General features: G+C 72.4%; 16 protein-coding genes and 1 other RNA gene. 9 read left to right on the top strand and 8 right to left on the bottom strand.

All coding sequences use genetic code 11. The annotated features are described in order from the left end of the window. From QFZ74_RS12280 to QFZ74_RS12250, 7 genes are all read right to left on the bottom strand, one after another. Positions 1-2,229, bottom strand: coding sequence for a bifunctional glycosyltransferase/CDP-glycerol:glycerophosphate glycerophosphotransferase (locus tag QFZ74_RS12280; protein WP_307620847.1), 2,229 nt, complete (start codon positions 2,227-2,229; stop codon positions 1-3). A gap of 6 nt (positions 2,230-2,235) precedes the next feature. Further along, the gene (locus QFZ74_RS12275; RefSeq protein WP_307620846.1) at positions 2,236-4,437 is read right to left on the bottom strand and encodes a CDP-glycerol glycerophosphotransferase family protein; all 2,202 of its coding nucleotides are present in this window, start codon (positions 4,435-4,437) and stop codon (positions 2,236-2,238) included. Between the two features lie 171 nt (positions 4,438-4,608). Then, positions 4,609-6,870: a bifunctional glycosyltransferase family 2 protein/CDP-glycerol:glycerophosphate glycerophosphotransferase gene (locus QFZ74_RS12270; RefSeq protein WP_307620845.1), complete on the bottom strand. Its 2,262-nt coding sequence runs from the start codon at positions 6,868-6,870 to the stop codon at positions 4,609-4,611. Positions 6,871-7,034: 164 nt separating this feature from the next. Next, positions 7,035-7,934, bottom strand: coding sequence for a carbohydrate ABC transporter permease (locus tag QFZ74_RS12265; RefSeq protein ID WP_307620844.1), 900 nt, complete (start codon positions 7,932-7,934; stop codon positions 7,035-7,037). Next, the gene (locus QFZ74_RS12260) at positions 7,931-9,229 is read right to left on the bottom strand and encodes a carbohydrate ABC transporter permease (RefSeq protein ID WP_307620843.1); all 1,299 of its coding nucleotides are present in this window, start codon (positions 9,227-9,229) and stop codon (positions 7,931-7,933) included. Before QFZ74_RS12260 ends, QFZ74_RS12265 begins: the two co-directional genes overlap by 4 nt. A 7-nt stretch (positions 9,230-9,236) precedes the next feature. After that, positions 9,237-10,616, bottom strand: a complete 1,380-nt coding sequence (locus QFZ74_RS12255; protein WP_307620842.1) for an ABC transporter substrate-binding protein — start codon at positions 10,614-10,616, stop codon at positions 9,237-9,239. A 223-nt stretch (positions 10,617-10,839) separates the two neighbouring features. After that, positions 10,840-14,430 (bottom strand): FHA domain-containing protein, encoded by a 3,591-nt coding sequence (locus QFZ74_RS12250; protein ID WP_307624128.1) that lies wholly within the window; start codon positions 14,428-14,430, stop codon positions 10,840-10,842. A 499-nt stretch (positions 14,431-14,929) separates the two neighbouring features. On the opposite strand from QFZ74_RS12250, the gene QFZ74_RS12245 reads away from it, so the two are divergent. From QFZ74_RS12245 to QFZ74_RS12230, 4 genes are all read left to right on the top strand, one after another. Beyond that, positions 14,930-16,537, top strand: a complete 1,608-nt coding sequence (locus QFZ74_RS12245) for a serine/threonine-protein kinase (protein WP_307620841.1) — start codon at positions 14,930-14,932, stop codon at positions 16,535-16,537. A gap of 147 nt (positions 16,538-16,684) precedes the next feature. After that, positions 16,685-17,932, top strand: a complete 1,248-nt coding sequence (locus tag QFZ74_RS12240; RefSeq protein WP_307620840.1) for a serine/threonine-protein kinase — start codon at positions 16,685-16,687, stop codon at positions 17,930-17,932. Positions 17,933-18,353: 421 nt separating this feature from the next. Continuing rightward, positions 18,354-19,460 carry a peptide chain release factor 2 gene (prfB, locus tag QFZ74_RS12235; protein WP_307620839.1) on the top strand — a complete coding sequence of 369 codons (1,107 nt, stop codon included), beginning with the start codon at positions 18,354-18,356 and terminating at the stop codon, positions 19,458-19,460. A 317-nt stretch (positions 19,461-19,777) separates the two neighbouring features. Further along, positions 19,778-20,392 carry a hypothetical protein gene (locus tag QFZ74_RS12230; RefSeq protein ID WP_307620838.1) on the top strand — a complete coding sequence of 205 codons (615 nt, stop codon included), beginning with the start codon at positions 19,778-19,780 and terminating at the stop codon, positions 20,390-20,392. 128 nt (positions 20,393-20,520) lie between these two features. Here the strand turns inward: QFZ74_RS12230 and QFZ74_RS12225 are convergent, their stop codons facing one another. Next, positions 20,521-20,712, bottom strand: coding sequence for a hypothetical protein (locus tag QFZ74_RS12225; RefSeq protein WP_307620837.1), 192 nt, complete (start codon positions 20,710-20,712; stop codon positions 20,521-20,523). A gap of 262 nt (positions 20,713-20,974) precedes the next feature. Between QFZ74_RS12225 and ftsE the strand changes: the two genes are divergently transcribed. From ftsE to ssrA, 5 genes are all read left to right on the top strand, one after another. After that, positions 20,975-21,664 (top strand): cell division ATP-binding protein FtsE, encoded by a 690-nt coding sequence (gene ftsE / locus QFZ74_RS12220; protein ID WP_307620836.1) that lies wholly within the window; start codon positions 20,975-20,977, stop codon positions 21,662-21,664. A 35-nt stretch (positions 21,665-21,699) separates the two neighbouring features. Continuing rightward, positions 21,700-22,617, top strand: a complete 918-nt coding sequence (gene ftsX / locus QFZ74_RS12215; protein ID WP_307620835.1) for a permease-like cell division protein FtsX — start codon at positions 21,700-21,702, stop codon at positions 22,615-22,617. A gap of 67 nt (positions 22,618-22,684) precedes the next feature. Then, positions 22,685-23,875 carry a S41 family peptidase gene (locus QFZ74_RS12210; RefSeq protein WP_307620834.1) on the top strand — a complete coding sequence of 397 codons (1,191 nt, stop codon included), beginning with the start codon at positions 22,685-22,687 and terminating at the stop codon, positions 23,873-23,875. Between the two features lie 60 nt (positions 23,876-23,935). Further along, positions 23,936-24,466, top strand: coding sequence for an SsrA-binding protein SmpB (smpB, locus tag QFZ74_RS12205; RefSeq protein ID WP_307624127.1), 531 nt, complete (start codon positions 23,936-23,938; stop codon positions 24,464-24,466). A 128-nt stretch (positions 24,467-24,594) separates the two neighbouring features. Beyond that, positions 24,595-24,963: a transfer-messenger RNA gene (ssrA, locus tag QFZ74_RS12200) on the top strand. Positions 24,964-24,981 lie beyond the last annotated feature (18 nt).

Below are 24,981 nucleotides of genomic sequence, written 5' to 3'. Positions count from 1 at the left end.
TCATGCCGACGCCAGCGCGTCGTGACCGGCGGACGGCCTCGGCACCCAGGCCACACCCGGCTCCGGCAGGGACTCCCCGAGCAGCAGCGTCCGTACGACCCGCTCGGCGGCCCGCCCGTCGTCGAACTCGCAGAACCGCTCCCGGAACGCCGCCCGCAGCCGCGCCGACTCCCCGTCCCGCCAGGCGCCCGAGGCGAACAGCCAGGTCAGCTCACGGTAGGAGCACGACACCTGGCCCGGCGGCTCGGCGGTGATGTCGAAGTAGGTGCCCCGGCTCGCGGTGAACGCCGCCAGGTCGTCGGCATGGACCACGATCGGCCGGTCGAGGTTGGCGTAGTCGAACATCAGGGCCGAGTAGTCGGTGACCAGCACGTCGGAGGCGAGCATCACCTCCTCCACGTGCGGCTCGTCCGTCGCGTCGACCACGACGCCCCGCCGGTGCAGATCGCTCAGGCCGAGCCCGCGCGCGGGGCCGGTGGCGAGGGAGGGGTGCAGCCGGACGACGAGGGTGTGGCCCTCGCCCAGGTCGGCCGCGAACCGGGCCAGGTCCACCCGGTCCACCAGGCCGCCGCGCCGGTAGTCGCGGCGGGTCGGCGCGTAGAGCACCACGGTGTGGTCCGCGGGGATGCCGTGCCGGGCGCGGAACTCCGCCCCCGCGTCCGGGACGGCCCTGACCAGGACGTCGTTGCGCGGGCTGCCGGTGCGCGCCGAGGCGAAGTGGCAGGGGTAGGCCCGCCCCCACACCAGCTCCGAGTGCCGGTTGGCGACCAGGCTGTGGTCCCAGCGGTCGGAGCGGCGCAGCATCTGGGGCACGTCCAGGTTGTGCCGGGCACCCGGCTTGTCCAGCAGGTCGGCGCCCATGTACTTGAGCGGGGTGCCCTGGTGGGTGTGGATGTGCACGCTGCCGGGACGTTTGGCCAGCGCGCCGGGCCAGTTGACGTTGTTGACGAAGAACTTCGCCCGCGCCGTCATCTCCAGATAGCGCGGGGAGCCGAGCAGGACGTGCTCGGTACCGGGCGGTAGCTGAGCGGCGTGCTCCTCGTCGCGCACCACCCACACCCCGCGCAACTGCGGGGCGATCTCGCGCGCCGCGCGGTACACGGCCGCCGGATCGCCGAGCATCCCGCGGTGCGAGAACGCCGAGTAGACGACCAGGTTTCCGTCCAGCGGACGGCGGGAGTGCACCGCGGACAGCCCCCGCTTCATCCGCGCCGCCGCGGACCTGCGGACCTGCCCGGCCCGCCGGCTCAGCTCCTGGACGCCCCGCCCGGCCTGCCGCGCGGCCAGGTAGGTCGCGTACGTGCCGTTCAGCAGGGCGAGTTCACCGCTCACCGAGGCGCCCTCGGGCCGGTGCCCGCGGAACATCGCGGCCGTACGCCGGAAGAACTCGCCCTTGTCCGACGGCGGCAGCCGGTCCGGCTTGGCGAGGATGTCCAGGCAGTGCTCGCCCATCTTGCGGTGCAGGAAGGGCAGCCAGCCGGCCAGGTGCGGACGGGCGGCGACGAACGCGAAGACCCGCTCGTACTGGTCGTGGATGTCGAAGTGCTTGCGGCTCGTGGTGGACAGGATGTTGCCCTGGCGGCGCTGGCGGTAGTTCAGGCAGATCCGGTCCAGCGTGGCGATGCGCTCCGCGCTCAGCATCACCGGGAAGGTCCAGGGCGTGTCCTCGTAGTAGCCGGGCGGGAAGCGGAAGTCGTGCTCCGCGACGAAGTCCCGCCGGTAGACCTTGTTCCACACCACCATCAACAGGTCGAGGATCTGCGGGTGTTCGGCGGCCGTGAAGGTGCCGCTGCCGTGCGTGTCCCCGGCCTCGGCGAGGACGTGGGCGAGGACGTTGCGCCGGGTGCCGCCCCACCAGTAGGTGCGCGCGTAGTCGAAGACCAGCACGTCCGGATCGCCGGTCTCCTCCAGCCGGTCGGCGATGGCGCGTAGCGCGCCCGGCGTGAGGGTGTCGTCGCTGTCGAGGAAGAACAGGAAGTCGCCGGTGGCGAGCGGCATCCCGGCGTTGCGGGCGCGGCCGAGGCCGACGTTCTCCGGCAGGTGCAGCACCTTCACGCGCGGGTCGCGGGCGGCGTACTCGTCGAGGATCGCGCCGCAGCCGTCCGGCGAGCAGTCGTTCACCGCGATCAGCTCCAGGTCCGGATACGACTGCTCCAGGACCGAGTCGAGGCACTCGCGCAGAAAGCCCTGCACCTTGAAACACGGGACGATGACGCTGAAGCGGGGCACGGCGGGTCAGCTCCTCACGAGGGTCGCGGCGGCGGGGGCGGGGACGCGCTCCGCGAGCGGGATCACGGGCGGGATCGCCTCCGGCGGCTCGCCCAGCAGCACCCGCCGTACGACGCGCTCGGCGGCCAGGCCGTCGTCGAACTGGCAGAACCGCTCCCGGAACGCGGCCCGCAGCGCGCGGGACTCCGCACCGGCGTAGGTACCGTCGGCGAAGACGCGCGCCAGCTCCTCGGGCGTACGGGTGACCAGGCCCGGCGGATGGGCCATCAGGTCGAAGTAGACGCCGCGCGTCTCCCGGTAGACCTCCCAGTCGTCGGCGTGCACGACGATCGGCCGGTCGAGGTTGGCGTAGTCGAACATGATCGACGAGTAGTCGGTGATCAGCGCGTCGGCGGCCAGGCACACCTCCTCGGCCGAGCGGTGCCCGGTGACGTCGATGATCCGGCCGGAGCCCCGGGAGAGCCCCTGGTCGTAGAAGTAGTGGGCGCGCAGCAGCACCACCACGTCCTCGCCGGCCGCCTCGCAGAAGGCCTCCAGGTCCAGGCCGGTCTCGAAGCCGCTCTGGTGGTCACGGTGGGTCGGGGCGTACAGGACGGCCGTCTTCCCCTCCGGGACGCCCAACTCCGCGCGGATACGGGCCACGTCGTCCGCGCGCGCCGTGCAGTAGACGTCGTTGCGCGGATAGCCGTACTCCAGCGCCTCGTACGAGCCGGGGAAGGCGCGCTCCCACATCTGGGTGGAGTGCCGGTTGGAGGAGAGGTTGAAGTCCCAGCGGTCGACGCGTCCCAGCAGCTTGGTGAAGCTGCCCGTGCGGGCGGCCACCACGGGGTACGTCGACTGGTCCACGCCCATCGTCTTCAGCGGGGTGCCGTGCTGCGTCTGGACGTGCACGCTGCCCGGCCGCTTGACGATCCCCTCGGCGAAGTTGGCGTTGTTGATCAGGTACTTGGCGCGGGCCAGCACCTGCCAGTACCTGCGGCTGCCGATGACGGCGTACTCGACGCCCTCCGGTACGCCGTGCTCCTGGCCGGCCTCGACCAGGAACACCGAGCGGATGTGCGGGGCGAGTTCGCGGGCCTTGGCATGGATCGCGGCCGGGTTGCAGGCGTAACCGCGGCCCCAATAGGCGCAGTACACCGCGAGGTTGGCGTCCAGCGGGCGGCGCAGATCGCGGGCGTAGCGCAGCCGGGTGCGCAGCATGCGGGGGCGGGGCAGGCGCTCGGCGAGGCCCGCCGCGGCCCGGTTGGCGCCGCGCAGCGCGCGGAACGCCGCGTACGCCCCCGCCGCCAGCAGCCGGTGCTGTACGCCCACGCTGCCGCCGGGCGCCCGGAAACCGCTCGGGCGGTGCTGCCGGTACAGCCGGCCCGCCCGGCGGAAGAAGGCCCGGCGCCCCGACGTCAGCCGCTCGGTGCGCGAGGCCGTCTTCAGCACGACGGAGAAGAGCTGCTCGAACAGCGGCCGCGCCTGCTCCTCGGGCAGACCGTGCTCGGCGGCCCGGGCCAGCACCCGCTCCACCTGGTCGAGCAGTTCGCCCTGATGCGGACCGGGCAGATTGAGCCGGCTGCCCTGGCGCCGCAGCCGGTGCCGTACGAGGACCGAGCGCAGCACGGCGATCCGCTCGGCGGCGACCGAGGTCAGCCCGCCCCAGCCGATGTCCGTGAAGTGCCCGCCGGGGAAGGCGAGATGACTGTCGGCGACGAAGGCGCGGCGGTAGGCGGCGCTCCACGCCGGGAAGTGCACCCCGGTGAGCTGGGGAGCGCGGCCGGGGGTGAACGCGCCGCCCGGGGCCTTGGCCAGCAGCGGCGCCACCGGGTTGGTCGTCTCGCCCTCCCACCACGGCGCCCGCTCGTGCTCGAAGTACAGCACGTCGACGTCACCGGCCTGGGCGAGCCGCGCGTCGAGCGCCGCCAGCGCCCCCGGCAGCAGCAGGTCGTCGCCGTCGAGGAACAGCAGATACGCGCCGGTCGCCGCCCGGATTCCGGCGTTGCGCGCCCCGCTCAGACCGGCGGACGGCGGCGAGTGGACCGGGGCCACCCGGGAGTCCCGCTCGGCGTGTGCGGCGACGACGTCGGTGGCGGGGGAGTCCGACGGGTCGTGCACCGGGATCAGCTCCAGGTCGCCGAAGGACTGCGCGAGGACCGAGTCCAGCGCCTCGGACAGCCGGCTTGCGACCCCATGGGACGGGACGATGATGCTGAAGCGGGGCATACTGCTCTTTCTCTTGTCTGTCCTGGAGCACAGGCCGGCTCGTGACCGCCTGGAGGCTCAGTCCGTACGGGCGCGGCCGGGCCGTGGGGCCGGACGCCAGGTCGACGGCCGGGTCGGGGTGGGCCGTGAGGTGCTCGGTGGCATACGAACTCCCAGGAAAAGCAACGGCGTTCAGAGGCTCTTGGTGACGGGGGCGGGGCCGGAAGGTTGCGGGACGGTGGCGAGCGGGGACCCGGTGAGGGCCGAGGAGGCCGAGGGCGCGGGGTGGCGCTCGCCGAGCGGTGTGAGAGCCGGCAGCCGCTCGCTCTCGCCCAGCACGACATGCCGGACGACCCGCTCGGCGGCGCGTCCGTCGTCGTACGCGCAGAACCGCTCACGGAACGCCGCCCGCAGCTGCGCCGAGCGGGAGCCGCGCCAGTGGCCGGTCGCGAAGATGTCGATCAGCTCGTCCTCGGTGCGGGCGATCGCGCCCGGCGGGACGGCGCGCGGGTCGAAGTAGGTGCCCCGGGCCGCCTCGTACGCCTCCCAGCCCTCGACGTGCAGGACGATCGGCCGGTCCAGGTTGGCGTAGTCGAACATGATCGACGAGTAGTCCGTGACCAGGGCGTCCGAGGCGAGGCACAGGGACTCGACGTCGGGGTGGCCGCTGACGTCGATGACCCGGGCGCCCTCGGGCACGGCGGCGGCCTGGCCCGGGTGCGCGCGGGCCAGGATCACATAGCGCGGGCCCAGGCGGCGCAGGACGCGGTCCAGGTCGAGGCTGGTGCGCTGGGTGCGGAGGTGGTCGCGGTGGGTGGGCGCGTAGAGGATCGCCACCGCGCCCCGCGGGATGCCGAGTTGTTCGCGCAGCCGGGTCACGTCCGCGGGCGTGGCCCTCTGGAAGACGTCGTTGCGCGGATAGCCGTACTCCAGCGTGGTGTAGCGGCCGGGGTAGACGCGCTCCCAGGTCAGGGTGGTGTGCCGGTTGGCGGACAGGACGTAGTCCCACTTGTCGACGCCCCTGAGCAGTTCGGCGAAGTCCATGCCGCGCGCGGCCGCCGGGCGCTCCTGGAGGTCCAGGCCCATGTGCTTGAGCGGGGTGCCGTGCTGGGTCTGCACGAAGACCTGGCCGCGCCGCTTGCGCAGCCGCCGGTCGAAGTTGACGTTGTTCACCAGGTACTTGGAGCGGGCCAGCGCCGTCCAGTACGCCGCCGTGCCCGGGCGCAGCCGGCGCGTGCCCGGCGGGACGGTGTGCTGGTGCTCGGGGCGGGCGATCCAGGCCGTGCGGATGTCCGGGGCGTACGTACGGAACGCGGCCTCCAGCGCGCCCGGGTTGCAGCCGTGGCCGCGCCCCCAGGAGGCGGCGAAAACGGCGCGGTCGGCCCGCACCGGCAGACAGCACTGGACGCGGTAGTGCAGCTGGAGGGCGCCGGCCCGCAGGACCCGGGTGAGCGCGGCGGTGAGCCCGAGGACCCGGCGGCGCGCGGCCATCGCCCGCATCAGCGTGCGGTAGGTGCGGTGCAGGCCGAAGCGCACGAGCGTGTGACGCAGCCGGGAGCGCAGCGGGAGCGGGTCGCCCGGGGTGCGGTAACGGCGGTGGTGCGCACGGGCCTTGCGCAGGAACTCGGCGCGGCTGCCGCGCGGCAGCCGGTCCGGCTTGGTGAACACCGTCGAGAAGTGGTCGATCATCCGGCGGAACAACACCGGCCGCCAGCGGGCGAGGTCGGGCCGCTGCTCGACGAACGCGAAGACGCGGTCGTACTGCTCGAAGATGTCGAAGTGCTTGCGGCTGGTGGTGCCGAGGATGTTGCCCTGCCGGCGCTGGCGGTAGTGCACGCACACCCGGTCGAGGGTGGCGAGCGACTCCGCCGCCATCAGCACGGGGTAGGTCCAGGGGGTGTCCTCGTAGTAGCCCGGCGGGAACACGAAGCCCTCCCGCTCGACGAACTCCCGCCGGTACGCCTTGTTCCAGGCCACCATCAGCACGCGCAGCAGGCCGGGGCGGTCCTCCAGCCGGAAGGGGGCCGGGCCCTCCTCGGTCAGCTGGAGCGCGGTACGGCTGCGGACCGCCTCACCCGTCCAGTAGGTGCGCGCGTAGTCGTAGACGAGGACGTCGGGTTCGCCGGTCTCCTTGACGCGGTCCGCGATCGAGCGCAGCGCGTGCGGGGTGAGCGTGTCGTCGCTGTCCAGGAAGACCAGGTAGTCGCCCCGGGCCAGCTCCATCCCGGCGTTGCGGGCGCGGCCGAGGCCTTGGTTCTCCGGCAGGTGCAGGGGCCGTACGCGGGCGTCGCGGGCCGCGTACTCGTCGATGATCGCGCCGCAGGCGTCCGGCGAGCAGTCGTCCACGGCGATCAGTTCGAGATCCGGATACGACTGCGAGAGCACGGAGTCCAGGCACTCGTGCAGGTACGCCTGGACCTTGTACGCGGGGACGATGACACTGAACCTGGGCAAGGGAATTCCATGGGTCGGCGGCGCGGGCGCTTTGTCCGGCAACGGCCGATGGAGTGAATTGGTTACGGTCGCGTACGTCGTTCGGGGGACGCCCGGTGCGCCGCGAGGGACGGGCCGTGACCGGCCCGCCCCTCAACAGATCGCGTCGTGCTGTCAGTTGGCCGCTACTTGACCGCGCCGGCCATCACGCCGGACACGAACTGCCGCTGGAACGCGAAGAACACGGCCAGCGGGATCACCATCGAGATGAACGCGCCGGGTGCCAGCACGTCGATGTTGTTGCCGAACTGGCGTACCTGGGTCTGCAGCGCGACCGTGATCGGCTGCGTACCGGACTTGGTGAACACCAGCGCGACCAGCAGGTCGTTCCACACCCACAGGAACTGGAAGATGCCGAGGCTCGCGATGGCGGGACCGCCGAGCGGCATCACCACCCGTGCGAACAGGCGCAGTTCACCGGCGCCGTCCAGGCGGGCGGCCTCCAGCAGCTCGCGGGGGATCTCCGCGAAGAAGTTCCGCAGCAGGAACACAGCGAAGGGCAGGCCGAAGCCCACATGGAACAGGATGACGCCGAGGATCGTGCCGAACAGGCCGACGTTGCCGAACAGTTCGGCGATCGGGATCAGCGCCACCTGTACGGGTACGACCAGCAGGCTCACCACGCCCAGGAACCACCAGTCGCGGCCCGGGAACTCCATCCACGCGAAGGCGTAGCCCGCCAGGGAGCCGATGACGACGACCAGGATCGTCGCCGGGACCGTGATCAGCACCGTGTTCCCCAGGGAGTGGGTGATGTCGCCGTTCTCCAGGAGCCGTCGGTAGCTGTCGAAGGTGAGCTGGGACGGCTCGGTGAACACCTTCCACCAGCCGCTCGCGCTCATCTGCGCGGGCGAGCGCAGGGAGGAGAGGAACAGCCCGATGGTCGGCACCAGCCAGAACAGACCCACGAGGACGAGGAACACACGGACCGTGCCGCCGCTCAGCCGCTCGGCGATACGCGAGCCGAGCGACTGCCTGTCCGCCACCGCGGCCTGCGTGCCGGTGCCCGTCGCGTGCGTCGTCATCGCCGCCCCTCCTGCCTGAGCCGACGGATGTTGAACAGCATCACCGGGATCACCAGCAGCAGCAGGAACACCGCGATGGCGCTGGCGACGCCGGGCTGCCCCTCGGAGAAGCCCTTGCGGTACAGCTCCAGGGCCAGCACGTTCGCGTCGTCCTGGGACGAGCCCGGCGCGATGATGAAGACCAGGTCGAAGACCTTCAGCACGTTGATCATCAGGGTGACGGTGACGACCGCGAGGACCGGGGCGAGCAGCGGCACCGTGACCTTCCGGAACACCTGCCACTCGTTCGCCCCGTCCACCCGTGCCGCCTCCAGCAGTTCCCGGGGCACGCCCGCGAGCCCGGCCGCGATCAGCACCATCGCGAAGCCCGCCCACATCCAGACGTACGACCCGATGATGGCCGGCGTGACGAGGGCCGGGCCCAGCCAGTCGACGCCGTTGTACGGCGCCGCGAAGTTGCTCGCCGGGAGTCTGAGCCGGGCCCCTTCGGCGGAGGCGGGGAGGCTGAACGTGCCGTCCGCCGCCGCCGTCGTCGAGGCGACCACCCGGCCGTCCTTGACCGCCTCGATCCGCATCCCGGCGTAGCCGAGCTCGGACGGGTCGGGCGCGTCCAGCCGGCCGACGCCCTTGCCGCGGGTGAAGTCCTGCCAGGTGGTGCCGGTGACCTTCCCTGGCTCCGACCGTGCCTGGGCGGCCTTCTTCGCGCCGTCGGGCATCTGGTCGGGGGCGACGCCCACGAGGGGCAGCGCGACCGGCCGGCCCGCCTGGACCGTCCCGGCGGTGACGAACCCGCCCGCGTCCGGCTTCAGCGGCGACTCGCGCCCCGGGTGCGCCTTCGGGAACGCGGAGGACTGGGCGAAGGTGTCGTGGACGCCGACCCAGACGGCGTTGGCGACGCCCTTCTGCGGGTCCTGGTCGTAGACGAGCCGGAAGATGATCCCGGCGGCCAGCATCGAGATCGCCATCGGCATGAAGACGACCAGCTTGAACGCCGTTCCCCAGCGCACCCGTTCGGTCAGCACCGCGAAGACCAGACCGAGGGCGGTGGAGACCGTGGGCGCGAACACCACCCAGACGATGTTGTTCTTCAGGGCGGTGCGGATGCCGTCGTCGGTGAAGAGGGTCGTGTAGTTGCCGGCTCCGGCGAAGCGGTCGCCCGAGGCGTCGTAGAAGCTGCGGACGACCGAGTATCCGATCGGATAGACGACGAGCGCACCGAGCAGCACCAGGGAGGGCAGCAGGAAGAGCGCCACCACGGTCCTGCGGGTGCCGGTCACGCTCCTGCGCGTCGGCATGGCTCGCTCAGCTCCCGCTGCCGTACGCCGCCGCCGCGTCCTTCTCCAGCCTCGCCTGAGCGCCCGCGACGTCCTTCGGGTTCTTCAGGAAGTCCTGGAGGTCCTTCCACTCGCCCTTGCCGGGGGTGCCGCCGAAGGCCTGCGGGGCCTGGTCGGACAGGTCGAAGCGGAAGTCGTCGCCGGACGCGATCAGCGCCTTCGCGATCTTCTGCTGCACCGGGTTCGGGTACGCCGACACGGGCACGTTCCGGTTCGGCGAGAGATAGCCGCCGAGCTTCGCCTGGATCGTCGCCGCGTCCGGGGAGGCGAGGAACGTCGCCAGGGCCTGGGCCGCCTTGGAGTCCTTCAGGATGACGGCCGCGTCGCCGCCCGAGACCACCGGCGCCTTCGCACCGACCGCCGGGAACGGGAACACCTTGGCGTCCGTGCCCACCTTGGCCTTGGTCTCGCCGATGTTGACCTGCGCGAAGTCGCCCTCGAAGACCATGGCCGCCTTGGGCTGGTCGCCGCCGGTGAAGGTCTGGGTGACGGAGGCCGGGAACTCGGTCTGGAGCGCGCCGTCGGGACCGCCCGCGACGTAGTCCTTCTTCCCCCAGGCCTCGGCGAGCGTGGTCAGCGCCTTTTTGACCGAGGGGTCCGTCCACTTGATCCTGTGCTGGGCGAGCTGGTCGTACTTCTCCGGGCCCGCCTGTGACAAATAGACGTTCTCGAACCAGTCGGTCAGCGTCCAGCCGTCCGCCCCGCCGATGGAGAACGGGGTGACGCCCGAGTCGTACACCGCCTGCGCCGTGGCCAGCAGCTCCGGCCAGGTCTTGGGCTCCTTGGCGCCCGCGTTCGCGAAGGCCTGAGCGTTGTACCAGATCAGCGACTTGTTGGCGGCCTTGTAGTAGACGCCGTACGGCTTGCCGTCGACCGTGCCGATGTCCTGCCAGCCCTGCGCGTAGTTCTTCTTGAGCTCCTTGACGGCGTCGGGGCCGAGCGGCTTGGCCCACTTCTTGTCCACGGCCTGCTTGATGGCGCCCGGCTGCGGGAGCAGCGCGATGTCCGGCGGCTGCCCGCCCGCGATCTTCGAGCCGAGGAAGTTGATGATCGGGTCCTGGGCGGGCACGAAGGTGACCTTGGCGCCGGTCCGCTTCTCGAACTCGGCGAGGACCTTCTTGAAGTTGGCCTGTTCGGCGCCCGTCCAGACGGCGGATACCTCCAGGTGCGCGCCGTCGAGCTTGGGGAGGGTGACGGTCGTCGTGGGTTCGGCGGCGCCACTGGCCTGGCCGTCGCCCGGGTCGCTGTCGCCGCCCGCGCACGCGGTGAGCGCGAGGGCCCCCGCGATGAGGGCGGCGAGTGTCGTGACGGGCCTGTTCGTCCGGATGGTGCTGCTCTTCCTGCGCATCACTGCCCCGTTCTTCGTTCTCCGTTGAACGTCTTTCGTTGAACGTCTCTCCGTGAACTTCCGAGCGTCTTCGTGAACGCCGAGCGCTGTCCCGTGCGGTCCGGTGTACGCCCGGCCGCGCGGGCGCGGCAAGGGCGCCTCCCGCGTCGACCGGGGGATCGTGACCGCGTTGTGACGGGTGGGCCGGCGTCGGCGCGGGCGTCGCGGCCGCTGCCGCCCGCGCTCAGAGGAGCGAGGGTATGTGCACGGCCGCGACCTCTCGTGCCGCTCGTTCCACCGCGCTGGCCAGCAGGGCCAGGTCGGTGGGGCCGTTGCCGAGTTCGCGCACCGGGCGGCGGGTCGGCGGGTCGCCCATGCGCTGCCACTCCAGCGGGACCACCGTCGGCCGCAGCGTGGCCGTGCGCGGGATACGGCCCGTGACCCGGCCGCTCTGGAAGGGCGTCGTCGGACCGCCTACGACGGCCAGCCGCCCACGCCCCGGCGCCGGTTCCTCCGGCCCGGCCGAGGGGGCGTCCAGGGTGACGCGCAGGGCGCACCGGCGCGACAGCTCCGTCTCGGCCGTACGACCGCCGAGCGCGGCCGCCGCCACCAGATGCACGCCGAGCCGCTCGCCCTCCTTGGCGACCGCCTCCAGCGCACGCATCACCGACCCCGCGGCCGGCCGCCCCGGCGAGCCCAGGGCGGGGGAGACCAGCCCGTCCAGGTCGTCCACGACGACCACCAGCCGGGGCAACGCGGCCGCCTCCTCGGCCTGTTGACGGGCGGCGCCGGCGGAGGGGCGCAGCCGCAGCGTCGTGCTGGGCGGTGAGTCGAGATCGCCGTCGCCCGGCGCGGGCGCCCGCCCGGGGGCCGTGCGCTGCGCGACGAACCGGCCCGACACCTCGCGCGCGGCATGCCACTCGGCGAAGCCGAGCTGTCCGAGCAGCTCTGCCCGCCGCTTCAGCTCGGCGCTCAGGGACTGCGCGAACTCCCGCATCCGGACGGGGTCGTTGGCGGTCAGGTAGGTGGTGACGTGCGGTATGTCCGTGCAGGCGTACAGGCCTTCGCCCTGTCGCGAGCCCGTGCCCACGCCGTCCCGGCCGTCGAAGAGGACGACGCCCAGCCGGTCCGGGCGCTCGGCCGAGGCGAGCGAGGCGACCACCGCGCGCAGCAGTTCCGTACGACCGCTGCCGGGCGGGCCCTCGATCAGCAGGTGCGGGCCCTCGGCCACCAGGTCGGCCGTGAGCGGGCCGCGCGGTCCGGCGCCGAGCACCGCCCAGGCGCGTCCGCCGAGCGACTCGGTGTCGTCGGCCGCGGCCGCCCAGCGCGCCATCAGGGACGCCGGGGTGGCGCGGGCGAGTCCCAACTCGTCCAGCAGACGGGCCGACTGGGGCAGCGGCGCCGCCGCGCGGGCGTGCCCGCGCTCGCCGAGGGTGCCGTCCGTGCGCAGCGGCGCCAGCGCCCGCGCGAACCGCTCGGCCCAGGCGGCCGAGACGGCGTCCACGGCGGCGACGGTGCCGGGGCCGACGGGCCCGGCGGGAGAGCCGCTGCGCAGCTCCGCGCGCGGGACGCGCAGCAGGTGCATCCCCGTGGCCACGTCACCGCTCAGCAGCGCGACCGCTCCGCAGGCGCGGAAGGCCGGAGCCGCCGCGCACGCCGCCGCGTACGTCTGCGCCACCGGCGAGGCGGGCGAGGCCGGGGCGGTCTCGGCGAGGCACACGACGTGGATCCCGGCCCGCGGCCCCTCCAGCGCCAGGCGCGCCACGGCCTCGTGCAGCCCGGTGCCGCCGGGGTCGCCGTCCACGACGAGGACGGTGTACGGCCCGGGGAAACCGGCCGACGCCTTCCCGCCCGGGGGCGTCTCCCAGCTCACGGGGGTCTCCCGGCCCGCCGGTGCCTCCCGGCCCACGGGCGTCTCCCAGCTCACGGGGGTCTCCCGGCTCACGGGGGTCTCCCGGCCTACGGGCGTGTCCCAGTCCACCGGTGCCTCCCGGCCGGACGAGGCCGCCCGGTCGGCCGGGGCGCGCTGCCCCTCATCGGCGGTGGAGGCGGACGCGTCGGCCAGGTTCAGGTCGGACCCCTCCGGCGTCCGGTCGTCCAGGCGGCGCAGGAGTTCCTCGGTGCGGGCCGCGGCCTGCTCGCGGTCGAGGGCGAGCAGGAGACGGCAGTCCTGGCCGCGCCCCGGACGCAGATGCGGGAGCCAGCCGAGCCAGGCCCACTCGGCGGTGCGGTTCTCCAGCGGGCGCGAGCGGTCCGAGCTGATCAGGACGATCTCCAGCAGGTCCGGGGAGTGCAGCGCGGCGAGCTGGGCCAGCACCGCGCGGGCAAGACCGGACAGCCGCGCGCGCGGGCCGGCCAGGCCGAGGGCACCGGCCTCGCGCAGATCGGCGGTGACCGGGACGGCGGGCAGCAGACCCGGGCCGTTCGGCATCGCCCGGTCCGCCGTACCGAGCCGGACCGTGAGCGTCTCCGGGTGACCGGGGCCGCGCTCCCAAAGCCGCGGTCCGGGGCCCAGCGCGGTCAGCAGCAGCGCCGCCGGGTCCGGCCAGGTCTCCGGCTGCTGCGGGACGTGGGGTGCGGAGGCGGCCCCGTCCGCCTCGTACGCGTGCGCCCCCGTCGCCGGCACCGGCTCGCCCCAGCCGCCGGTCAGCCGCCGCGCCCAGGCGCCGAGGCCGCCGCGCTTGCGCACGCCCGGCGGGACGTCGGTGCCGCGGACGGGGGTGCCTTTGCGGCCGCCGGTGTCCGGGCCGCCCTCCGGGTCGTGATCGCGGTCCCGCGCGCGGGTGCCGGTGGTGGAGCCGTCCGGTGCCGTCGCGTGCGCCGGGGCGTCCGAGGGCCGGACGGAGGGGCCGGTGCCCTCGCCGTGCGTCGTGGGGTCCTGGGGGTGCCGTCCGTAGGCGTGCGGCGCGGTCCCGGGAAGGTCGAAGTGCGTGTCCCCGCCCGAGCCGGGGAAGCCCTGCGCGGCGGCCGTGCCGTGGCTCTCGATCCGCGGCGCGCCGCCCTGCCCCGGGACGAGGGGCGGCTCCACCGGGCCGTGCTCCTGCGCCCGGGGGCTGCCGTCCGGGGCGTTCCAGCCGGTGGCGCCGTACGCGTGGGGCGCGGGGCCGCCGGGAGCGGCTCCCGTGTCCGGGCGCGCGTTCCGGGCGGCGGGGTCCCGCTCGCCCAGTGTGACGCGCACGCATCCCTCGCCGTCGGGCGTCGTCGCCCTGCGCGCCCCCGGACCCCCGGACGGCGTAAGCCGCAGGGCGGATTCGCCGATGCGCAGCAGCGCGCCCGCGGGGAAGCGGACGGGCCGCGTGCCCACGTGCGTGTCGCCGAGGACCGTGCCGTTGGTGGAGTCGAGGTCGACGACCGACACACGCCCGTCGGCGGCGACCGTGACGGCGCAGTGCAGGCGGGAGACGTCGGGGTCGTCGAGGGGGACGTCGGCCTCGGCGGAGCGGCCGATGGTGATCCGGCCGCCGTGCAGCAGGTGGACGCCGCCCGCGTCGGGGCCCGCGACCACATGGAGCTGGGTCGGCGCGTCGTCCAGCTCGGGATGCGGCTCCGGCGCCGCGGGAGCGCCCAGGGACAGCACCGCGCCGTCGATCAGCGGGGGCTCGCCGAGGGTGGAGCGCTGGGTGTCCAGGCGCTGGGCGTCGGCGTACAGCACGATCGTCGCGCCGACGGCCTCCCGGCCCGCCGCGCCCTCGCCCGCGACCGCCGAGGCCAGGGCCGGGGCCACCGCAGCCAGGGCCGTCCCGGCGGGCGCCGTGACCAGCACGTCTCGGCTCGCGGCTCGCCCCTTGTCGGGGCTCGCGCCCAGCGGGTCTACGACGGTCAGCCGGATCTGCATCGCCGTCTGCGGTCCCTTCTGCGCGGGCGCCGGCGAACGGGGGCCGAAGCCGCCCCGCGGCCCCCCACCGCAGACTTCCCCCCACCGCCGCACCAGCACGTCGGCCAGTACTGAGGGCATCCTCGCACCTGCCGCCGACATCGTGCCCGCCCCCCACCGCCAAGTGATCTTGATTGGTCGGCTCTGCCCGTAAAAGTGCCTGACCAGTGCCGCCCCGGTGACCGTCTGAGATCGGTCCTGAGATCGGTCACGCTCGGATCCGGCAACCGACGGACGGAGTCGAGCGTCTTTTCTTCGAACATGGGCGGGACCGCGTCCGTACCGCGTAGGGAGGACAAGCTGCCCGCGCGCGGGTGGCCACTACAGTGGATCGGAACACCGGCAAGGCGGTGGGTGGGAACACCAGCTCGGAACGACCGGCTCGGATTCACCCGACCCGGTCACGGCGGGCTCGGAGACCACCAGCTCGGACACCAGCAATCAGCAGGGAGCGCATGACGTGCGGCCGGTAGGCAGCAAGTACCTGCTCGAGGAGCCGCTCGGACGCGGCGCCACGGGCACCGTCTGGCGAGCCCGCCAGAGGGAGACCGCGGGCGCCGAGGCGGCCGTGGCCGGCCAGCCCGGCGAGACCGTCGCGATCAAGGTCCTCAAGGAGGAGCTCGCGAGCGACCCGGACGTCGTGATGCGGTTCCTCAGGGAGCGCTCGGTCCTGCTGCGCCTCACCCACCCGAACATCGTCCGGGTGCGCGACCTGGTGGTCGAGGGCGATCTGCTGGCGCTGGTCATGGACCTCGTCGAGGGTCCCGACCTGCACCGCTACCTGCGCGAGTACGGCCCCTTCACGCCCGTCGCCGCCGCCCTGCTGACCGCCCAGGTCGCCGACGCGCTCGCGGCCAGCCACGCGGACGGCGTCGTCCACCGCGACCTGAAGCCCGCCAACGTCCTGCTCCAGCAGTACGACGGTCAGCTGCACCCGCTGCTGACCGACTTCGGCATCGCGCGCCTGGCCGACTCCCCGGGGCTCACCCGTACCCAGGAGTTCGTCGGCACGCCCGCGTACGTCGCGCCCGAGTCCGCCGAGGGCCGCCCGCAGACCTCCGCCGTCGACATCTACGGCGCCGGCATCCTGCTGTACGAGCTGGTCACCGGCCGTCCGCCGTTCTCCGGCGGCTCCACGCTTGAGGTCCTGCACCAGCACCTGAACGCCGAGCCGCGCCGCCCCTCCACCGTTCCCGGCCCGCTGTGGACGGTCATCGAGCGCTGTCTGCGCAAGAACCCGGACGAGCGCCCCAGCGCCGAGAGCCTCGCCCGCGCCCTGCGCGTCGTCGCCGAGGGCGTCGGAGTGCACGCCACCGCCGCGCAGATCGCCGCGGCCGAGGGCGTCGCCGCCCTGCTGGCGCCCGATCCCGCCCCGGCCGCCGTACCGGGCGTGCCCGGCGCCGGCGACGCGACGCAGGTCCTGCCGACGAACTCGCCCGCGGACGCGTACGACCCGAACGCGGCCACGAGTGTCCTTCCGCACACCGGCATGCCCGGCGGCCTTGGGGGCACGGCCGACCCCACCGCCGTGATGCCGCCCGTGCCGCAGGGGCAACAGCCCGACCAGCCGCACCCCTGGCAGAGCCAGCTCAGCGCGGCCCGCGACCGCAACGAGCAGACGCAGATCCAGTACATCGACCCCGACGAGGACCCGCTGCGCCGCCGCCCCCAGCGGCAGGTGGCCCGGCCCCAGCAGGGGGCGCCCGCCGGGTACGGCCGCCCGCCGCAGCGGCAGCCGCAGCAGTACGCCCCGCCGCAGCACCAGCGGCCGCAGCACTACGAGCGGCCCGCACCGCCGCCCCAGCGGCCGCCGCGCGAGCCGCGCCCGCGCAGCGCCAACCCGATGAAGATCCCCGGGCTGGGCTGCCTCAAGGGCTGCCTGTTCACGATCGTCATCCTGTTCGTCGCCGGCTGGCTGGTCTGGGAGCTGACCCCGCTCCAGGAGTGGATCGGCACCGGCAAGACCTACTGGCAGCAGCTGACCGACTTGTACGACACCGTGGCCGGCTGGATCGGCGGCCTGAGCGACGCGACCAGCGGCTCGGGCAGCGGTACGGGCGGGAACTGACGGGTCGGTCCGGCGGCAGCCGCTGTGGCATCGGCCCGCCGGGCTTGGTGATTTGTCGATACCTGACGGGTGATTTCCGTCCGCGTGGCGGAGGTTGGCCCCTCGGGCGCGTAGCTTTGTCGGCAACACGCGTCTGTAGGAGCAGTCTTGACACGGAAGATCGGCAGCCGGTACACCGCGAACCAGATCCTGGGGCGGGGCAGCGCCGGCACGGTGTGGCTGGGGGAGGGCCCGGACGGGCCCGTGGCGATCAAGCTGCTGCGCGAGGACCTCGCGTCCGACCAGGAGCTCGTCGGACGCTTCGTCCAGGAGCGCACGGCCCTGCTCGGACTGGAGCACCCCCATGTGGTCTCCGTACGGGACCTCGTGGTCGACGGCAACGACCTCGCGCTCGTCATGGACCTGGTGCGCGGCACGGACCTGCGCACCCGTCTGGAACGGGTCCGGCGCATGGCGCCCGAGGCGGCCGTGGCCATCGTGGCCGACATCGCCGACGGACTCGCGGCGGCACACGCGGCCGGGGTGGTGCACCGGGACGTCAAGCCCGAGAACGTCCTGCTGGACATGCAGGGACCGCTCGGCCCGGGCGGCGCCCACCCGGCGCTGCTGACCGACTTCGGGGTCGCCAAGCTGATCGACACCCCGAAGCGGACCCGGGCCACGAAGATCATCGGAACCCCGGACTATCTGGCCCCGGAGATCGTCGAGGGCCTGCCCCCGCGGGCGTCCGTCGACATCTACGCCCTGGCGACGGTGCTCTACGAGCTGCTGGCCGGCTTCACCCCCTTCGGCGGCGGGCACCCCGGCGCCGTGCTGCGCCGGCATGTGACCGAGACCGTCGCGCCGCTGCCGGGCATCCCCGACGAGCTGTGGCAGCTCGTCGTCCAGTGCCTGGCGAAGGCCCCGGCGTCGCGCCTGCGGGCCTCCGAGCTGGCGGCCCGGCTGCGCGAGCTGCTGCCGCTGCTGGCCGGGATCCCGCCGCTGGACGTGGACGAACCGGGGACCGAACCCGAGGACGGCACGCAGACCGCGCCACCCGCGGCGGATGCTTCCAGTGAAACCGAGGCGGGGGAACCGGTACGGCGCCGGGGAGCGGTGTCCCTGGTCCCCGGGGCGAAGCCGGACTCCAACCGGGACACGCACACCTCGATGAGAGTCCCCGGCCCCGACGAGCTGGCCGGCGGCGCCCGCGGCACGGCAAGGGTGCCCAGGGCGTCGGGCGCGCCCCGCCCCGGCTCGGCCCGGCACCGGGCCGCCGCCCGCAGGCGCCGGGTGGCCCTGGGTGTCGTGGGCCTGCTGCTGGCGGCGGCCGTGGGCACGGGCGCCTGGCTGGCAACGGAGGGCAGCGACGCGGGAGCCACGCCCCAGGACACCCGGAACTCCTCGGCGCCGTAGCTCGGGGCGGCCGGCCCCGCCGCGCGGCACGGCACGGGTGCCCAGGGCGTCGGGCGCGCCCCGCCCCGGCTCGGCCCGGCACCGGGCCGCTGCCTGCAGGCGCCGGACCCAGGCATCGTGGGACACCCGGAACTCCTCGGCGCCGTAGCTCGGGCCGGTCGGCCCCGCCGCGCGGCACGGCAAGGGTGCCCAGGGCGTCCGGCACGCCCCACCCCGCTCCGCCCCGCCCCGGCTCGGCCCGGCACCGGGCCGCCGCCCGCAGGCGCCGGACCCAGGCATCGTGGGACACCTGGAACTCCTCGGCGCCGTAGCTCGGGGCGGCCGGCCCCGCCCCGTGGCACGGCACGGGTGCTCAGGGCGTGGGCGCCGGCCCACGCCCGCGCGGCATGGGTCGGTTGCCGTAGCCGTTACGCTTGATGGCGTGGCAGTCCTCGATGTATCCGAAGAGCTCAAGTCCCTCTCCTCGACCATGGAGTCGATCGAGGCCGTTCTGGACCTCGACAAGCTGAGGGCAGACATCGCCGTGCTCGAGGAGCAGGCGGCCGCGCCGTCCCTGTGGGACAACCCGGACGAGGCGCAGAAGATCACCAGCAAGCTCTCCCACCTCCAGGCCGAGGTCAGGAAGGCGGAGGCGCTGCGCGGTCGGATCGACGATCTCGCCGTGCTCTTCGAGATGGCCGAGGAGGAGGACGACCCGGACACCCGTGCCGAGGCCGAGTCCGAGCTCACCGCCGTCCGCAAGGCGCTGGACGAGATGGAGGTCCGCACCCTCCTCTCGGGCGAGTACGACTCCCGTGAGGCGCTCGTCACCATCCGCGCCGAGGCCGGCGGCGTCGACGCCTCCGACTTCACCGAGAAGCTCCAGCGCATGTACCTGCGTTGGGCGGAGCGGCACGGCTACAAGACGGAGCTGTACGAGACCTCGTACGCGGAGGAGGCGGGCATCAAGTCCACCACCTTCGCCGTCCAGTCCCCGTACGCCTACGGCACCCTCTCGGTGGAGCAGGGCACCCACCGGCTGGTGCGCATCTCGCCGTTCGACAACCAGGGCCGCCGCCAGACGTCGTTCGCCGGTGTCGAGATCCTGCCCGTCGTGGAGCAGACCGACCACATCGAGATCGACGAGTCCGAGCTCCGGGTCGACGTGTACCGGTCCTCCGGCCCCGGCGGCCAGGGCGTCAACACCACCGACTCCGCGGTGCGACTGACCCACATCCCCACCGGCATCGTCGTCTCCTGCCAGAACGAGCGGTCGCAGATCCAGAACAAGGCCACCGCGATGAACGTCCTCCAGGCCAAGCTGCTGGAGCGGCGCCGCCAGGAGGAGCAGGCCAAGATGGACGCCCTCAAGGGTGACGGCGGCAACTCCTGGGGCAACCAGATGCGTTCGTACGTGCTGCACCCCTACCAGATGGTGAAGGACCTGCGCACGGAGCACGAGGTCGGCAACCCCGAGGCCGTGTTCAATGGCGAGATCGATGGCTTCCTGGAGGCCGGAATTCGCTGGCGCAAGCAGCAGGAGAAGTGAATTTGTCGACCTGACGGTCGTCCGCAACTGCCGCCCCGTGGGCGGCAGTTGTTGTTTGTGGAACCACTCTCGGCCTCTATGTCTGGGTTTTACATCACACTCACACGCTTCGAGCCTCGGCAAAACTCTCCAAGCGGACATCGCGTACGCAACGACCTTGACGTTGCATTGAAAAATGGGAAGGGTGAAGCGTGGCATGCGTATCTGTGGGGCGCATGTGAACCGGGGGGCTTGAATGTGTACCGCTACCTCCGTCGATCACTGCGGCCCCCAAGGTGTCGCTCAATGACCATTCAGCTACTGGGGGTAGCAACCATATGACGAAGAAGACGCGGATCCGGATCGCGCGAGTCGCCGCGGGTGCCGTGATCGCGGCCGGTGCTTCGCTGACCGCCGCGGGCGCCGCCTCGGCCGCGGAGGCGGACACCTGCCTCCTGGGCCTGCTGTGCGTCGGCACGTCGCCGAGCCCGCCCACCGACCCGGGTATCCCGAGTGGCCCGGGTATCCCGACCGGCTCGACCCTCCCGACCGGCCCGGGTGTCCCGAGCGGGTCCACTGAGCCGACGGAGCCCACCGAGCCCACCGACCCGGGCACCCAGGACCCGGGCAACGGCGGCGGCAACGGCAATGGCGGCGGCAACGGCAACGGCGGCGGCAACAACGCCGACCCCAACGGCGGCTCGGGCACCTCGGCCCAGGAGGAGGGCTCCTCCTCCCTCACCGACACCGGCTCGGACACGCCGGCCGCCGGCACGGGCGCCGCTCCCGCCGGCACGCAGGCCCAGCCGCAGGGCAACGGCCAGCAGCTCGCCGAGACGGGTGCCGGCCAGACCGCGTTCCTGATCGTCGGCGCCGCCACCATGATCGCCGGTGGCATCGGCTTCCGCGTCCTCCCGCGTCTCGCGGGCGGCCGTGGCGGCGCGGCGGCCTGACGGCAGCCGACCGAAGTCGTACCCGTACGGTGCGTGAATGACCGTACGGCGAAGGGCCCGGAGTGCACGCTCCGGGCCCTTCGGCTGTCTGCTGTCCGCGGTTTCTCGCGCGGTCGCGCTGGACGGGTCTACACGGTCTGGTGCGCCAGCAGCGCCACCGCGGCGACCAGCACCACCAGCAGCACGACCAGTGCCATCGGATTGATCCCCGCGAAGAAGCTGTCCTGCTGCAACCGCTCGCGGTTCGCACGGCACACCGGGCACCGGCCCTCGTTCACGGGCGCCGCGCAGTTCGCGCACACCAACCGGTCGTACGTCATGCGCTCGCCCTCCTTGCGCCGTCCATCACTTCTACAACGCTGCCGGGAACGAGAACGTTCCCCCTCCACTGTGCCAGGTTCCCCGAAAAGAGCGCGACCGCCCGTGCGGTCCCCATCGCACACCGGACCTCTTCGCGCAAATGTGAAGGCCTGCGGGCACAAAAGCGCACAACCGTCACGCAACCCCGACCGGCGCCTGCGCTCGCGCACCCGGGTCGCGTATGGTCACGCTCATCTACCCCCGGCGACCCGTGGTGCATCCGTGATCCGATTCGACAACGTATCCAAGGTCTACCCCAAGCAGACCCGCCCCGCCCTCAGGGATGTCTCCCTCGAGGTGGAGAAGGGCGAGTTCGTCTTCCTCGTGGGGTCCTCCGGCTCCGGAAAGTCCACCTTCCTGCGGCTGGTCCTCCGCGAGGAGCGGTGCAGCCATGGACAGGTGCACGTTCTGGGCAAGGACCTCGGCCGCGTCTCCAACTGGAAAGTGCCGCAGATCCGACGCCAGTTGGGGACGGTCTTCCAGGACTTCCGTCTGCTGCCGAACAAGACCGTCGGCGAGAACGTGGCCTTCGCACAGGAGGTCATCGGCAAGTCCCGCGGCGAGATCCGCAAGTCCGTGCCGCAGGTGCTCGACCTCGTCGGCCTCGGCGGCAAGGAGGACCGCATGCCGGGCGAGCTGTCCGGTGGTGAACAGCAGCGCGTGGCCATCGCGCGGGCCTTCGTCAACCGGCCCAAGCTGCTCATCTGCGACGAGCCCACCGGCAACCTCGACCCGCAGACCTCCGTCGGCATCATGAAGCTGCTGGACCGGATCAACCGGACCGGTACGACCGTGGTGATGGCGACGCACGACCAGAACATCGTGGACCAGATGCGCAAGCGCGTCATCGAGCTGGAAAAGGGCCTCCTCGTCCGCGACCAGGCGCGCGGCGTCTACGGCTACCAGCACTGACGCCCAGGATCCACGGAAAGGCTTAACCAGACGCCATGCGCGCCCAGTTCGTTCTGTCCGAGATCGGTGTCGGTCTCCGCCGCAATCTGACGATGACCTTCGCCGTCATCGTCTCCGTCGCCCTCTCCCTGGCCCTCTTCGGCGGTTCGCTGCTGATGAGCGACCAGGTGAGCAGCATGAAGGGCTACTGGTACGACAAGGTCAACGTCTCGGTCTTCCTCTGCAACAAGAGCGACGCCGAGTCCGACCCGCACTGCGCCAAGGGCGCGGTCACCGAGGACCAGAAGAAGCAGATCAAGACCGACCTGAGCAAGATGACGGTGGTCGAGAAGGTCACCTACGAGTCACAGGATCAGGCCTACAAGCACTACAAGGAGCAGTTCGGCGACTCCCCGCTGGCCAGTTCGCTCACCCCGGACCAGATGCAGGAGTCGTACCGGATCAAGCTGACGGACCCGGAGAAGTACCAGGTCATCGCGACCGCCTTCGACGGGCGTGACGGTGTGCAGTCGGTGCAGGACCAGAAGGGCATCCTGGACAACCTGTTCGGGCTGCTGAACCTGATGAACCGCGCCGCCCTCGGCCTCATGGCGCTCATGCTGGTCGTCGCGCTGCTGCTGATCGTCAACACCGTGCGCGTGTCGGCGTTCAGCCGCCGCCGCGAGATCGGCATCATGCGGCTGGTCGGTGCCTCCGGCTTCTACATCCAGGCGCCGTTCATCATGGAGGCCGCGGTCGCCGGTGTCATCGGCGGTGGTCTCGCCTGTGTCTTCCTGGTCGTCGGCCGCTACTTCACCATCGACCACGGCATGGCCCTGTCATCCAAGCTCAACCTCATCAACTTCGTCGGCTGGGACGCGGTGTTGACCAAGCTCCCGCTGATCCTCGCCGCGAGTGTGCTGATGCCCGCGCTGGCCGCGTTCTTCGCGTTGCGCAAGTACTTGAAGGTGTGACACATGCCAACAGGGCCGTACGGGCAACCGCCCGTACGGCCCTTCGCCTTGTCCTAGACTCGCCGACATGTCCGGCTGTCGCGACGTGTTGTTCACCCAGTCCCGCCGCATCCGCCGCGGGACGGCGCTGACCCTGGTCTTCACCGGCGTCCTCGTCGCCGGCGCCACGACCGGCTCCTTCCCGTACCCCGGCCCGCCGGGACACCCGGGCCCCGCCCGGAAGAACACGGCCGGAGCGCCGCCCGCCACCCCGGCCCACGAGGACGTCCAGGAGGCCGCCGCCAGGGCCATGGCCACCGGGAAGTCCCCCGTGAAGGCCGCCGAACGCGCGGTCAGCCGCAGCGGCGACCGCTGGGCCGCCGTCTACTCCCACGGGGAGTACGAGGAGTTCGAGGACGCCCTCGACGGCCGGTACACCGGGGTGGGGCTCTGGGCCCGGCGCGAGCGCGACGGACGGATCGAGGTGACCCGGGTCCAGGCCGGGTCGCCCGCCGGCCGCGCCGGGATCCGCCACGGCGACCGGCTCGTCAGTGTCGACGGCGCCAAGGTCGCCGGCCGCCCGGTCACCGAGGTCGTCTCCTTACTGCGCGGTGACGCCGAGGACGCCCGCGCCGGCACCACCGTCACCCTCGGTCTCCAGCGCGGCACGCGCGCGTGGAGCAGCACCCTGCGCCGGGCGCGCCTGTCCACCGACTCCGTGACCGTCCGCAAGCTGCCCGGCGGGGTGACCGTGATCCGGGTCGCCGCCTTCACCAAGGACACCGGGGACGACGTCCGCACCGCCGTACGGCAGGCCCCCGCGTCCTCCGGGATCATCCTCGACCTGCGCGGCAACTCCGGCGGTCTGGTCACCGAAGCCGTCACCAGCGCCTCCGCCTTCCTCGACGGCGGCCTGATCGCCACGTACGACGTGAACGGCGCCCAACGCGCCCTGCACGCCGATCCCGGCGGCGACACCACGAGCCCCCTGGTCGCGCTCGTCGACGGCGGGACGATGAGCGCGGCCGAGATGCTCACCGGCGCCCTCCAGGACCGCGGCCGCGCGGTCGTCGTGGGCTCCCGCACCTTCGGCAAGGGCTCCGTGCAGATGCCGACCCGGCTGCCCGACGGCTCCGTCGCCGAGCTGACCGTCGGCCACTACCGCACCCCCTCCGGCCACGCCGTCGACAAGCGTGGCATCACCCCTGACCTGGAGGCGGGCAAGCGGTCCCTGGAGCGCGCCGAGACCGTCCTGAGCGGCCTCGGTGATCCACCCTGAAATGGGCTTTCCCCCCGCCCCCCTCCTGGTGCGAAAATGGCCAGCACTATGAGCAAGGGAATGTACGTACCGAAGGAGTCCCAGCCCAAGCAGGGCGGGGCCCCTGCCAAGGCCAAGGACGGCAAGCGCAAGATCGTCGCCCAGAACAAGAAGGCGCGGCACGACTACGCGATCATCGACACCTACGAGGCCGGGCTCGTCCTGACCGGCACCGAGGTGAAGTCGCTGCGCCAGGGGCGGGCCTCGCTGACGGACGGCTTCGTCCAGATCGACGGGGACGAGGCGTGGCTGCACAACGCCCACATCCCCGAGTACTTCCAGGGCACCTGGACCAACCACTCCGTGCGCCGCAAGCGCAAGCTGCTCCTGCACCGTGAGGAGATCGACAAGCTGGCGGCGAAGTCGCAGGAGACGGGTCACACGATCGTGCCCCTCGCCCTGTACTTCAAGGACGGCCGCGCGAAGGCGGAGATCGCGCTCGCGCGAGGCAAGAAGGAGTACGACAAGCGGCAGACCCTGCGCGAGAAGCAGGACCGGCGCGAGTCGGACCGCGCGATCGCGGCGGCCAAGAGGCGGCAGCGGGGCGCCTAGGAGGTGTCTCGCCCGCCCGCCGGGAATAGGCTGGCACCATCGTGCGTTGGTCACGTACGATGGCAATGCACTCCACAGAGGGTGCGCGTCTCCTCCGGTCCTCCGGGGAGGCATTGAAAAATCAACATGGGGATGATCGGTTTCGACAGCGGCTGTCGAAGCAGGGGAAGCGTGTCGAGGAAGCGGCAATGATCTCGTAAACCATATGTCGCAAAAAATAATCGCCAACACCAAGCGCGATTCCTTCGCCCTCGCTGCCTAAGTAGCGACTTGCGAAGTGTCAGCCCGGGGCTGTTCCCGACCCGGATCCTGGCATCAGCTAGGGAACTAAACCTTGATCCCGGTCACGGGGTGAAGAGGGAAATCCAACAGTGACTGAGCCCGTCGGAGACTTGTTCGCGTGATCTCCGGGGCCGAGAAAATCGAAGCGAACTGCACACGGAGAAGCCCTGTTTCTGCACCGGTGGACGCGGGTTCGATTCCCGCCATCTCCACGATCGGAAAGCCCCGTGCTT

Source organism: Streptomyces sp. V3I7, from assembly GCF_030817495.1.
GTDB lineage: Bacteria > Actinomycetota > Actinomycetes > Streptomycetales > Streptomycetaceae > Streptomyces.
The sequence above is the reverse complement of the archived record's forward strand: the minus strand, read 5'-3'. Positions and strand labels throughout refer to the sequence as shown.